This window comes from Sciscionella sediminilitoris, from assembly GCF_000737195.2.
Taxonomy (GTDB): Bacteria; Actinomycetota; Actinomycetes; order Mycobacteriales; family Pseudonocardiaceae; genus Sciscionella; species Sciscionella sediminilitoris.
Window position 1 is genome coordinate 1 of the sequence record NZ_JALM01000047.1, and the last position, 14,609, is coordinate 14,609.

The window sequence follows — 14,609 nt, forward strand, 5'->3', positions numbered from 1 at the left end:
TCCACATCCGCAGTCGACAAACCCGACACCGCCAACGCAGAACGAATCACCCGCTGCTGCGAAGGACCATTCGGCGCCGTCAACCCATTCGACGCACCATCAGAATTCACCGCCGAACCCCGCAACACCGCCAAAACCGGGTACCCGGCCGTGCGGGCGGTGGACAACCGGGTCACGACGATCATGCCGACGCCTTCGGAGAATCCGGCGCCGTCCGCGGTGTCCGCGAATGCCTTGCAGCGCCCGTCCGCGGCCAGTCCGCGCTGGCGGCTGAATTCCTGGAACAGGCTCGGCGTCGCCATCACGGTCGCCCCGCCCGCCAACGCGAGATCGCATTCCCCGGACCGCAGCGCGGCGGCCGCCTGGTGCAGCGCGACCAAGGAAGCCGAACACGCCGTATCCACCGTCACCGCGGGCCCTTCCAGGCCGAGGGTGTAGGCGAGCCGCCCGGAGAGCACGGCGGCCGCGGTCCCGGTGCCGATGTAGCCGCCGAGGTCCTCCCCGGAGGCGACCAGCAGCCCGGTGTAGTCCTGCCCGTTGGTGCCGACGAAAACCCCGGTCGCCGAACCACGCAAACCACCCGGATCGATCCCCGACCGCTCCAGCGCCTCCCACGAAGTCTCCAGCAACAACCGTTGCTGGGGGTCGATCGCCAACGCCTCGCGGGGCGAGATCCCGAAGAACCCGGCATCGAATTCCTCGGCCCCGCGCAGGAATCCGCCTTCCCGGGTGTAGCAGGTTCCCCTGCTGTCCGGGTCCGGATCGTAGAGCGCGGCCAGGTCCCAGCCCCGGTCGGCGGGCATCGGACCGATCGCGTCCACCCCCTCGGAAAGCAGCTCCCACAACCCCTCCGGATCAGTGACACCGCCCGGGAACCGGCACCCCATGCCGATGATCACCACCGGATCCTCGGCTGCGTCCGCCGCGCTCGGGGCCGCGGGCACCGGATGCGCGGCCGGAGCCAGTTGCTCACCGGTGGCGGCGACCAGCTGCTCGTACAGGTGACCGACGAGGCTGTCCGGGTTCGGGTAGTCGAACACCAGCGTCGCGGGCAGCCGCATCCCCACCGCCTTGCCGAGCGCATTGCGCAGCTCGACCGCGGTCAGCGAGTCCACGCCGAGGTCCCGGAAGGTCGCCGTCGCGGAGATCGCCTCCGGTCCGGAGTAGCCGAGCACCGCGGCGATGTAGGAGCGCGCGATGGAGCCGATCTCGGCGCGCCATTCGGCGCGCGGAACCTCGGCGAGGCGGGCCAGCAGCAGCGGCCGGTCCCCGCTCGCGGCCGGTGCGGTTTCCCTGGCCTGCATCGTCTGCTGGGCCATCGGGATCTCGGCGAGCAGCGCGGAACTGCGCGCACCACCGAAGGCCGGGGCGAACCGGTCCCAGTCCAGCGCGGCGATCACGATGTTCGTCTCATCGTGGCCGAGCACATCCGCGAGGGCGCGCACCGCGGTCCGCGGATCCATGTCCAGCACGCCGAAGCGGCGCAACCGTTCGCCGACCGCGCCCTGTGCCATCCCGCCCGCGCCGCCCCAGTGTCCCCAGGCGATCGCGGTGGCGCGCTCCCCCGCGGCCCGCCTGCGCATGGCGAGCGCGTCCAGGAACGCGTTGCCCGGCGCGTAGTTGCCGAGCCCGGAACCGCCGAGCACGCCCGAGGTGGAGGAGAACAGCACGAAGGCGTCCAAGTCCCGGCCGCGGGTCGCCTCGTCGAGCACCACCGCGGCACCGGTTTTCGCGCGCAGCACCGGTTCCATCCGCTCCACGGTCAGATCGGCGACCAGGCTGTCGTCCAGGATCGCGGCAGCGTGCACGACGGCGCGCAGTGGATGGTCCCCGGCATCGATCGCCGCGAGCAGTTCCACGACGGCCTGCGGATCGGCCACATCGCAAGCGTGCGCACTGGCTCGCGCGCCGAGTCCGGTCAGCTCGCTCAGCAGTTCGGCGGCACCCGGCGCTTCGGCACCGCTGCGCGAGACGAGCACCAGATTCTCCGCGCCGTTCTCGGCGAACCAGCGGGCCAGGTGCGCACCGAGCGCCCCGGTTCCCCCGGTGATGAGCACCGTGCCGCGCGGGCGCCAGGGTTCGACGGCGGCGGACTGCGGACCACGGCCCGCGCACCGCAACCGGCGGCCGAGGATCCCGGATTCGCGCACCGCCAGCTGGTCCTCGCCACCGAACGCGCCGCCGAGGATCCGGACCAGCCGCCGCCCGGCGCGCTCGTCGAATTCCGCGGGCAGGTCGATGAGGCCACCGATCCGGTCGGCGTGTTCCACCGCGGCGACCCGGCCGAAGCCCCACACCATCGCGGTGCCCGGATCGGGAAGCGGATCGTGTCGCTCGGCGAGCACCCCGCCGGTGGTCAGCAGCCACAACGGTGCCTCGATCCCGGCCTCGCCGAGCGCGCGCACCAGGGTCACGCTCGCCCCGAGACCGCGCGGGGTGTGCGGGAGGCCCGGATCGGTTCCGGTCTCCGGACCGGTCAGCCCGAGCACCCCGGTGATCGGCCCGGATTCCTCGGCGAGACAACGGATCCGCTCCGCCACGGTCTCGGTGTCCGTGGTACCGAGCGGGAACGCGAGTACGGTGGTCCCCGCGGCGCGCATCGCCTCGGTGATCCGCTCGGCAAGGCGAGCATCGGTTCCGGTTGCCAGCAGCCAGGTTCCGCTCAGCGAACCGGTGGCGGTCTCGGTGAGCGGGGTCCAGCCGATCCGGTAGCGCCAGCCGTCGATCGTGCCGTGCAGCCTGCGCCGCTCCCGCCACGCGGCGAGGGCGGGAACCAGTTCGGTCAGCGGGGCGTCCGGGGCCACGGCGAGCTCGGTGGCCAGGCCGTCGACATCGGCGCGCGCCACGCCTTCCCAGAGCGGCGCCGCCCATGCGCTGTCCGGCTCCGTAACGGGTGCGGGCGGTTCCGGCCAGAACCGGGTGTGCTCGAAGGGATAGCTCGGCACCGCGGCGGGGAACACCCCGGCGAACGAACCGTCCGGCCCGCTCGCCGGAACCGCGCACACCCGGTGCCAGTCCACGTCGATCCCCGCGGCCCAGGCCTCGGCGAACGCCGTGCGCAGCTGCTCGGGGCTGTCCGCGCCGCGGCGCAGGGTGGCAATCGGCGCCACCGCACCGGGCCCCGTCTCCGGCAACCCGATGTCCTCGGTGATCTCCGCGATCGCGGGCAGCAGAACCGGGTGGGTGCCCACCTCGATCAGACCGCGGAACCCTTGGGAGAGAAGCGATTCCACCGCCGCACGGAACCGGACCGGGGACCGCAGGTTCGCCCACCAGTACGAGGCGTCGGCGCTCGCGGGATCCAGCCAGTCCGCCCGCACCGTGGAAAACCACCGGATCCCGTCCACGGATTCGTTCGCGGGCCGGATGTCGTCCAGTGCCGCGAGGAATTCCTCCCGGAGCACGTCCAGCTGCGCGGAATGCGAGGGGAAATCGGCCGGGATGCGCTTGGCCCGGGTGCCCTCTTCGGTCAACCGCGCGAGGAATTCGTCGAGCGGCGCGTCCGCTCCCGAGAGGACCGTGCTGCGCGGGCCGTTGATCGCGGCCACCGAAAGCCCCGCCGCCTCGGCACGAGCCCGGACCTGTTCGGCGGGCAGTTCCACCGATCCCATCCCGCCGGGCACCTGGTGCAGCAGCCGGGACCGGGTTGCGACCACCCGAGCGCCCTCGGCCACCGAGAGCACCCCGGCGACCACCGCGGCCGCGACCTCACCCTGCGAATGGCCGAGTACCGCCGAGGGCCGCACCCCGGCGGCCCGCCACGCGGCACCGAGCGCGACCATCACCGCAAAGGAGACCGGCTGCACCACATCAACGCGGTCGAGTTCCTGCTTGCCGCGCAACAGTTCCACGACGTCCACATCGGACACCTCGGCCAGTGCCGCCGCGCATTCGAGCAGTCGTTCCCGGAACACCGGCGAACGGTCGAGCAGCCGTGCACCCATTCCGGCCCACTGTGCTCCCTGCCCGGGGAACACGAACACCGGTCCGGCACTGTCCTGGGAGACCATCCCGGAGACCACGCCCTCGACGGGAAGTTCCGGACCGGCCGCGAAGGACCGCAGCGAGGCGACGAGGTCCCCGTCCGCGAAACAGGCCGCGCGATGAGTTCGGGCGCCGCGCCGCAGCAGCACCCCGGCGACCCCGTCCCGGTCGGCGCCCGATTCGGCGAGCCCGGCCAGGTTCTCCGCGAGACCACCGAGGGCTGCCGGGGAACGCGCGGAGAACAGCCACGGTGCGCGGATGTCCGGCAGCACCGGATCCTCGTCGATGAGCGCGCCCGAGGTCTCGGTGTGCTCGGCGGCGGGCGGTTGTTCGAGGATCACGTGCGCGTTGGTGCCGCTGATCCCGAAGGAGGAAATCCCGGCCCGCCGCGTGCCTCCGGTCCACGGCCGCGCTTCGGTCAGCAGCCGCACCGCACCGGTTTCCCAGTCCACCGCCCGGGACGGCCGCTGCGCGTGCAGGGTTGCCGGAAGCGTTTCCCGCTGCAGTGCCAGCACCATCTTGATCACCCCGGCGACACCCGCGGCCGCCTGGGTGTGCCCGATGTTCGACTTCAGCGAGCCCAGCCACAGCGGCGTTTCCCGTTCGACGGCGCCGTAGGTGGTCAGCAGGGCCCTTGCCTCGATGGGGTCGCCGAGGGAGGTTCCGGTGCCGTGCGCCTCGACCGCGTCGACCTCCGCGGCCCCGAGTCCGGCGGAGTCCAGTGCCGCCTCGATGACCCGCCGCTGCGCGGACCCGTTCGGCGCGGTCAGCCCGCTCGATGCGCCGTCGGAGTTGATCGCCGAGCCGCGCACCACGGCCAGCACCCGGTGCCCGGCGGCGCGCGCGGCCGAGAGCCGTTCCACGACCAGCACCCCGACGCCCTCGCCCCACCCGGTTCCGGCCGCGTCCTCGGCGAACGCGCGGCAGCGGCCGTCCCCGGAAAGCCCGCCCTGGCGCGCGAACTCCACGAACGCGGCAGGCGAGGCCATCACGGTCACCCCGCCGACAAGGGCGCGCTCGATGTCCCCCGAGCGCACCGTGGAAACCGCCTGGTGCAGGGCGACCAGGGAGGAGGAGCACGCCGTGTCCACGGTGACCGCGGCGCCCTCGGCTCCCAGCACGTACGCCAGCCGCCCGGAGAGCACACTGCCCGCGGCGCCGGTGATCAGGTGTCCCTCGACCTCCCGGTCGCCGCCCGGAGGTACGAAGTACCCGGAGGATCCGGCTCCGATGAACACCCCGGTCCGGCTCCCCCGCACGCTGCCCGGATCGATCCCCGCACGCTCCAACGCCTCCCAGGCAACCTCCAGCAACAACCGCTGCTGCGGATCCATCGCCAACGCCTCACGCGGCGAAATCCCGAAAAACCCCGCATCAAAACCCGCAACATCCTCCAGAAAACCACCACCGGGAGCACGCTCCACCAGTTCGGGATCCCAGCCACGATCGGCGGGCAGCCTGCCGATGGCGTCCCCGCCCTCGGCGAGCAGTTCCCACAGGTCCTCCGGGTCGTGCACGCCACCGGGCAGGCGGCAGGCCATGCCCACGATCACCACCGGATCCTCGGCGGCCTCCGCCGATCCGGTGCGGACCGTGGCGTTCGCGGCGGCGGTACCGGCGAGCTCGGTGTAGAGCCACTGCGCGAGCGCGCGCGGGTTCGGGTAGTCGAACACGGTGGTCGCCGGAAGGGCCCTGCCGACCGGATTCGCCAGCCGGTCCCGCAGTTCCAGGGCACCGACGGAATCCACGCCGAGGTCCCCGAAGCCCCGGTCCGGGTCCACGGCTTGGGCTCCGCTGTGCCCGAGCACCCCCGCGGTGACGGTGCGCACCGTGTCCAGCACCAGTGCCTGACCGTCCGCGATCCCCAGCGTGCCAAGGCGTTCGGCCAGTTCGGAACCGGCAGGGGTGACGGTGGCGGCCGGTCCGCCGTTGTCCGTACTCGCGGTGAAGCTCGCGAACAGCGGGGCGTTCCGGTGCAGGGTGAAGGTGGCGAGGAACCGCGGCCAGTCGACATCCGCGAGGATGCCGGTCCCGGTGCTGTCCCCGAGGGCGCGCTCCAGTGCGGCCAGCCCGAGCCCGGGTTCGATCGCGCGCAGTCCGCGCCTGCTCAGGTGGGTTTCCGCCGCCTCGTTCCCGGCCATCCCGGAACCGCGCCACGGTCCCCAGGCCACCGAGGTCGCGGGCCGTCCCGCGCGGATCCGGCGTTCGGCGAGCGCGTCCAGGCGCGCATTGGCCGCGGCATAGGCACACTGCCCCGCCGCGCCCCAGGCCGCCGAGATCGAGGAGAACAGGATGAACGCGTCGAGTTCGTGCTCGGCGGTGAGCTCGTCCAGATGTTCGGCGCCCGCCGCCTTGCCGTCCAGCACGGCGCGGATCTGCCCGGTGTCGACCGTGGCCAGTGGCGTGTCGTCACCGACCCCGGCGGCGTGCACCACGGCGGTCAGCGGGGACGGCCCGGCGTCGATGCGGTCGAGCACCGCGGCGAGCGCGGCCCGGTCCGCGGTGTCCGCGGCCTCGATCGTCACCGCGGCACCGTGTGCGGTCAGTTCCCCGCTGAGTTCCGCGGCCCCGGGAGCATCCGCGCCCCGGCGGCCGAGCAGCACCAGGTGCTCGGCGCCGCGGCGGGCGGCCAGCCGGGCCACCTGCGCGCCGAGCGCGCCGGTGCCCCCGGTGATCAGCACGGTTCCCCTCGGGTGCCATGCCGTGTGCTCCCCGGACGGGGCGCGCTCGATGCGGCGGGCGAAGGCACCGGAGGGGCGCAGTGCGACCTGATCCTCCCCGCTGTCCCCGGCCAGTACCGCGCGCAGCCTGCCCAGCGTGCGCTCGTCCGGTGCGGTGCCGGGCAGGTCGACGAGGCCGCCCCAGACCGGCGCGGCTTCGAGCGCGAACACCCGGCCCGCGCCCCAGATCGCGGCGGGCAGCGGGGCGGGGGCCGGATCCCGCCGGGCGGTGGCCACCCCGCCGGTGGTCAGCGCCCACAGCCGCGGGGCGGATTCCCGGGCGGCCATGGTGCGCGCGCAGGACGCGAGCGCGGCGAGCTGTCCGGCCTGGTCGGCGTCCGGAGCCGGGAGGAACACCACGCCACCGAGGTCCGGTTCGGCGAGTGCCTCGGCGAACGCGGCCCCGTCCCCGGCGTCCACATCCACCGGGCGCACGGTGAATCCCGCGGCGCGCAGGATCGCGGCCGTGGACTCGTCCAGGGCTCCGGAGTGCGCGAGCAGCCAGGTGCCGCGCGGGCGGGTCTCGGTCAGGCCGGAGCAGGCCTGCCAGGTCACCCGCAACCGCATCCGGGCGAGCTCATCGGAGATCCGGTGCTCCCGGTGCCATCCGGCGAGCGCGGGCAGGACCTCGCCGAGGGTTTCCGGGCGGTCCGCCCCGCGTTCGGCCAGGCGGGCGAGCACGGCGTCCACATCCGCGCGCTCCACGTCGTCCCAGAACCGGCGCTCCCATCCGGTGCTGCCGCCCGGATCGACCGGGTCCTGTTCGGCGAGCGTCGGGGTCAGCCAGTAGCGCTCCCGGTGGAAGGCGTAGGTGGGCAGCTCCAGGTTCGCACCGCTGCCCTCGGCCCCGAGGATCGCGGGCCAGTCGGGCGCGCACCCGGCCACGTGCAGCCGGGCCGCGGCGGTGAGCAGTTCGGTGCCCTCGTCCTCGCCGGGGCGCATCCCGGGGACGCTGACGACCGGTTTGCCGTCCTGCGCGCAGACCGCGCGGGCCGCCGTGGCCAGTGCCCGTCCCGGGCCGATCTCCACGAAGCGGGTCACCGAACGCCCGCGCGCGGTACCGACCGCGTCCGCGAACCGCACCGGTTCGCGCAGATGCGCCGCCCACTGCTCGGGGTCGGCGAGCTCGGCGGCACCGGCGAGGTGACCGGTGCGGTCCGAGACGATCGGGATCCGGGGCTTGCCGTAGTCCAGCCCCGCGGCCACCCGGCGCAGTTCGGCAGCCGCCGGTTGCATGTGCGCGGAATGGAAGGCATGGCTGACCCGCAGCCGACGGCAGCGGATCCCGCGCGCGGCGAACCGGTCGAGCAGGGCGTCGACCGCATCGGTGTCCCCGGAGACGGTCACCGCCGCCGGGCTGTTCACCACGGCGATCTCCACACCCGGGTGCTCCGCGAGCTCGGCGCCGACCTGTTCCTCGCTCGCCTCGATCGCGGCCATCGCGCCACCGGCGGGCAGTCCGGCCATGGCCCGCGCGCGGGCGGTCACCAGGGTCGCCGCGTCCGCGAGCGTGAGCACCCCGGACACGTGCGCGGCTGCGAGGGTGCCGATGGAGTGCCCGATGAGCACCTGCGGGACGACTCCCCAGCTCTCCCACACCCGGAAGGTGGCGACCTCCACGGCGAACAGCGCGGGCTGGGTCCACCGGGTGTCGTCGAGCAGCCCGGCGAGTGCACTGTCCCCGGGCGCGAACAGGATGTCGCGCAGTCCCGGTTCGTCTCCGTCGCGGTGCTCGTCGAAAGCGGCGAAGAGTTCCTCGAAGGCGGCGGCGGCCACCGGGGAACTCGCCGCGAGCCCCGCGCCCATCGCGGGGTGCTGGCTGCCCTGGCCGGGGAACAGGAACGCGGTGCGCCCGCGCAGCGCCACCCCGCTGATCACGCCCGGATGGTCGGTTCCCGCGGCGAGGGCGCGGGTTCCGTCGAGCAGTTCCGCGCGCTGCGCGCCGAGGAGCACGGCCCGGTGTTCGAAGGTGGAACGGGTGGTGACCAGGGACCGTGCGATCCGCAGCTCGTCCGCCCCGGATCCGTCGGCGCGGTCGGCGAGGGCGGCGGCCTGCCCGGCGAGTGCCTCGGCACTGCGCGCGGACAGCACCCAGGGCACCGGTCCGGCCAGCGCGGGAGTTCCGCTCGGCTGCTCGTCGTTCTCGGACTCGGGAGCTCCGGTTTCGGGGGCCTGTTCGAGGATGACGTGGGCATTGGTGCCGCTGATCCCGAACGAGGAGACACCCGCGCGGTGCGGCCGCCCGGTCTGGGGCCAGTCCACCGGTTCGGTGAGCAGTTCCACCGCGCCCTCGGACCAGTCCACCTTGCTGCTCGGCGTGCCCACGTGCAGGGTCTTCGGCAGTCGCCCGTGCCGCATCGCGAGCAGCATCTTGATCACCCCGCCGACCCCGGCGGCGGACTGGGTGTGCCCCAGGTTCGACTTCAGCGCACCCACCCGCAGCGGTGCGGTGCGCTCGGCATCGGCGCCGTAGGTGGCGAGCAGCGCCTGCGCCTCGATCGGGTCACCGAGCGCGGTTCCGGTGCCGTGCGCGTCGACCGCGTCGACATCCGCGGGGCCCAGTCCGGCATCCGCGAGCGCGGCCCGGATGACCCGCTGCTGCGCGGGGCCGTTCGGTGCGGTGAGCCCGTTGGAGGCGCCGTCGGCGTTCACCGCGGAACCGCGCACCACGCCGAGGATGCGGCGGCCGTTGCGCTGTGCCTCGCTGAGCCGTTCGAGCAGCACCACGCCCGCTCCCTCGGACCAGACGGTGCCATCGGCGTTGTCCGAGAACGCCTTGCAGCGCCCATCGGCTGCCAGTCCCTGCTGGGCGCTGAACTGGGCGAACATGGCCGGGGTCGCCATCACCGCGACACCACCGGCGAGCGCGAGCGAGCATTCCCCGCGGCGCAGCGAGCGCACGGCAAGGTGCAGGGCGACGAGCGAGGAGGAGCAGGCCGTGTCCACCGTGGCCACCGGTCCCTCCCAGCCGAGGTGATAGGCCACCCGGCCGGAGATCACCGAGGTGGCCCCACCGGCGAGCAGATGCGCCTCCACCCCTTCCGGTGGCGTGCTGACCCCGACCCCGTAGCCCGAGGAGGCGGCGCCGATGAACACGCCCGCGTCCGATCCGCGCAGCAGCGCCGGGTCGATCCCGGCCCGTTCCAGTGCCTCCCAGGAGGTTTCGAGCACCAGGCGCTGCTGCGGGTCGGTGGCCAGCGCCTCACGGGGTCCCATCCCGAAGAACCCGGGATCGAAATCGCCCGCGTCGTACAGGAAACCGCCCTGTGCCGCTTCGGGATCGGCGACCGGCCAGCCGCGGTCGGTGGGGAAGGTGGAGATCGCGTCCACCCCGGAATCCACGAGATCCCAGAGCTGTTCCGGTCCGCGCACCCCGCCCGGGTACCGGCAGCCCAGCCCGACGATCGCGATCGGTTCCTGCTCGCGCTCGCGCAGCTCGGTCAGCTCACGGCGGGCCGAGCGCAGATCGGCGGTGAGCCGTTTCAGGTACTCGAGGTAACGCTGCTCGTCCATCGGGTTCTCGGTACTCACGTATCCAGCTCCTCGTCGATCAGGGCGAAGATCTCGTCGGCGGTCGTCGCGGCCGCCAGGTCGGCATCGGCCGCCGGTTCCTCCGGGGCCGCGTGGCCGTTCCCGTTGTGACCGTTGCCGTTGTGGCCATTCCCGTTGTGACCGTTGCCGTTGCTGTTCTCGGGTTGCGGCTCACAGCGGGCCAGCAGGGCACGCAGCCGTTCGGCGGCGGAACTGCGCCCGTCCGCGCCGAGTCCGGCCACCAGTTCCTCGAGCCGGTCGAACTCGGCGAGCGGATCGGACCCGCCGGGCTCGGCCGCCGGGATCGCCGCGTGCTCCGCGAGCTTCGGGGCCAGCCGCTCACCGAGCAGCGCGGTGAGCGCCTTCGGGGTCGGGTGGTCGAACACGAGGGTGGCGGGCAGCCGCACCCCGGTGGCCATACCGAGCCGGTTGCGCAGCTCGACCGAGGTCAGCGAGTCGAACCCGAGATCGGCGAAGGCCTGCTCCGGATCGATCTCACCGGCCTCGCCGTGCCCGAGCACGGCGGCGGCCTGAGCGCACACCACATCGGTGAGCAGTTCGGCGCGCCCGCCGGTATCCAGTTCGGCGAGTTCGGCGAGCAGTCGTTCGGCGGCATCGGCCTCGGCGGCCGGTTTCGGTCCCGCCGCCCGGCGCGCGGTTCGCTCGGTGAGCAGATCGCGCAGCACCGGCGGCGCGGCCTCGGCCGGGGTGCCCCGGTCGATCCGCACCGCGAGCAGCGCGGCACGGTCCACTTCGAGTGCCGCGTCGAAGGCGGCGAGCCCCTGCTCGACGGAGAACGGGAGCAGTCCGCCGGAACGGATGCGGGACCGCTCGGCTTCGTCGAGTCCCGCCGTCATCCCGATGTCCGCGGTCCACGGGCCCCAGGCCAACGACCACACCGGCCGTCCCGCAGCCCTGCGCCGCGCCGCGAAGGCGTCCAGTGCGGCGTTCGCGGCCGCGTAGTTCGCCTGCCCCGCCGAACCGAGGGTGCCCGCGACCGAGGAGTAGACCACGAAGGCCGCGAGGTCCGCGTCCGCCGTCGCCTCCTCCAGGTTGCGCGCGCCCGCGAGTTTCGGGCCGAGCACCGCGGCGATGCTCTCCGCGTCCTGCCCGGCGAGCACCCCGTCTGCGAGTACCCCGGCGGCGTGCACCACCGCGGTCAGCGGCGCCTCGGCAGGGACACTGCGCACGAGTTCGTCCACCGCCGCCCGGTCGGCGGCATCGACGGCGCGCACGGCCACCCGCGCGCCCTCGGCTTCCAGTTCGGCGCGCAGTTCGGCCGCTCCCGGGGTGGCCTCGCCGCGGCGGGATCCGAGTACCAGGCTGGTGATGCCGTGGCCGCGCACCAGATGGCGGGCCAGTTCGGCGCCGAGTCCGCTGGTGCCCCCGGTGACGATCGCGGTGCCCGCCGGGTCCAGGCGCGCGGGCATGGTCAGCGCCACCTTGCCCACCTGGCGTGCCTGGGAGACGAACCGGAACGCCTCCCGCGCCCGGCGCACATCCCAGGCGACCAGCGGAAGCGGAGCGAGTGAGCCGTCCGCGAGCAGTCGCATGATCTCGGCGAGCATGCCGGAGATCCGCTCCGGGCCCGCTTCCCACAGATCGAAGGCCCGATAGCCGATTCCGGGGTACGCCGCCGGTTCCCGGATGTCGGTCTTGCCCATCTCCAGGAACCGTCCGCCTTCGCCGAGCAGCCCGAGCGAGGCGTCGATGAACTCGCCCGCCAGGGCGTTGAGCACCACGTCGAACCCGTGTTCTCCCGCCGTGGCCGCGAATTTCCCGGCGAACCCGGTCGTCCGGGAGGAGGCGATGTGTTCCTCGTCCAGCCCGGCCGCGCGCAGTGCGGGCCATTTCGCCTCCGAGGCGGTGCCGAACACCTCGGCGCCGAGATGGCGGGCGATCTGCACCGCGGCCCCGCCGACCCCACCGGCCGCGGCGTGCACCAGCACTCGCTGGCCCGCGCGCAGCTCGCCCAGTTCGGTGAGCGCGTACCAGGCGGTGAGGAAGGCGATCGGAATCCCGGCGGCGGTGGCGAAATCGCAACCGTCCGGGATCCTGGCGAGCATCCGCGCATCGGCGCGGGCGACCGGGCCGATCGCGCCGAACACCACGCCGGTGACCCGGTCCCCGACCGCGAATCCGCCGACATCCCCGGCCACCTCGGTGATCACCCCGGAGGCCTCGCTGCCGAGCGCGTCGATGCCGCCCGGATACATGTCCAGGGCGCCGAGCACATCCCGGAAGTTCAGCCCGGCGGCGCGCACCGCGAGGCGCACCTCCCCCGGCCCGAGTGGTTCGGCCGCCACCGGATGCGCGGCGAGCGTCAGCGCGTCCACCGTTCCGGTGGCCTGCGTGCCGACCTCGAGCCGCCAGGCGGATTCTCCTGCCGGGGGCAGCATTCCGTGCGCGGCAACCGAATCCGCGGTGTCCGCGCATCCGGTGATCCGGGCCGCGGACACCGTGCCGTCCGCGATGGCGAACCAGGATTCCCGCCCGGTTCCGGCCAGCGCGGCGATCCCGGCCAGGGTCTGTTCGGCGGGCCGCGGGTCCTCGGTCTCCACGAGCGCGATCCGTCCCGGGTTCTCCAGCTGTGCCGAGCGCACCAGTCCCGCCGCGGCGGCCGGTCCGGTTTCCGGGTCCCGTCCGGTCAGCACGAGCAGCGGCGTCCCTTCTCCGGTGTCCGCATCGAGCCAGGACCGCACCCGGTCGAGCACCGCGAGGGTGACCTCCTCGGCCTCGCCTTCGGGAATGCGCAGCGTCTCGGGCACCGCGGTGGCGTCCGGCAGTTCGAGCGGCCGCCAGGTGAGCCGGTGCAGTGCGGCCCGTGCGGCCCGCGGAATCGCCGCCGGGGTCCGGGAAACCGCCCGCAGGCTCAGGTCCGTGACGGTGAGCACCGGTGTGCCGGACGGATCGGCGACCGAGAGGGTCACCGACTCCGGCCCGGTCGCGGCCAGGTGCACCCGCAGGGCCGTGGCGCCGGTGGCGTGCAGCCGCACCCCGGACCAGCAGAACGGCAGCCTGCCCCGCTCGGTCGCGCCGAGTTCGGCGAACATCATCGCGTGCAGCGCGGCATCGAGCAGGGCGGGATGCAGGCCCATTTCCGCGGCCGTGGCCCCGTCCTCCTCGCGCAGCGCGACCTCCGCGAACACGTCCGCGCCGCGCTGCCACACCGCGTGCAGTCCGCGGAATGCGGACCCATAGGCGAATCCGGCTTCGGCGAAGCGGTCGTAGAAGTCCGCGACTCCGGCGGGTTCGGCGCCCGGCGGGGGCCATGCGGTGAGGTCGGCACGGCCGGTGTCCTCGGTATCGCCCTCCTGGCCGGTTTCCGCGCTGAGCTGGCCGTCGGCGTGCGGGATCCAGCCGGCCTCGGGCTCGTCCACCCGGCGGCCGCGGATCTCGATCGTCCGCCGGCCGTCTCCGTCCGGGGCACCGAGCACGAGTTGAATGTCCACATCGGACTCCGCGCTGAGCACCAGCGGGCTGGCGATGGTGAGTTCCTCGACCCGGTCCGTGCCGAAGCGGGCCCCGGCGGCCAGCGCCAGTTCCAGGAACGCGGTCCCGGGCAGCAGCACGGTTTCCCCGACAGCATGGTCGGCGATCCACGGCTGGGTGCGCAGCGAGAGCCGTCCGGTGATCAGGTGCCCGCCATCGGGAAGTTCCACGGTGGCCCCGAGCAGCGGGTGGCTCGCGTCGGCCAGGCCGAGCGCGCCGATATCGCCCAGCCCGCGCGGGGGCCGTGGCCAGTACCGCTTGCCGTGGAACGGGTAGGTCGGCAGCGTGCCGCACAGCAGCGCCGCGTCCGGGTGCTCGCCGAGGCAGGCCCCGGGATCGATCGGATCACCGTGCACGTACAGCGTGGCGGCCGCCCGCAGCAGCCCGTGGGTCTCGGACACCTCGCGGTGATAGGCGGGCACCACTGGCCGGTCGGTCATCTCGGTGACCAGCGGCGTCAGGGTGGCACGGGGTCCGATCTCCACGTACCGGCCCGCGCCCAGTCCGGCGGCGGTGGCCAGCGCGTCAGCGAACCGGACCTCGGCGCGCACATGCCGCACCCAATGCCCCGGATCCATCACATCCGCATCGGCGAGCGCGGACACCACACGACGCCGCGGCGGGTGGAACTCGATACCCGACACCACACCCGCGAACCGCTCCAACACCGGCTCCATCAACGGCGAATGAAACGCATGACTCACCGAAAGCCGTTTGGTCCGCGTCCCCTCCGGCAACCCCGAAACCACCGCATCCACCGCAGCCACAGCACCGGAAACCACCACAGCCTCCGGACCATTCACCGCCGCAATACCAACCTCATCCTCCCGGCCAGCCAGCAACGGAACCACCAACTCCTCCGAAGCCGACACCGCCACCATC

Annotated in this window: 2 protein-coding genes; both read right to left on the minus strand. The window is 73.5% G+C overall.

Annotated elements, in window-relative coordinates; translation table 11 throughout:
- A partial coding sequence (locus AD72_RS36685) for a type I polyketide synthase (RefSeq protein ID WP_037346565.1) occupies positions 1–10,217 on the minus strand: 10,217 nt, incomplete at its 3' end.
- Positions 10,218–10,231: 14 nt separating this feature from the next.
- On the minus strand, positions 10,232–14,608 hold the full coding sequence (locus AD72_RS20060) for an SDR family NAD(P)-dependent oxidoreductase (RefSeq protein WP_037346563.1): 4,377 nt from the start codon (positions 14,606–14,608) through the stop codon (positions 10,232–10,234).
- Position 14,609: the final 1 nt, after the last annotated feature.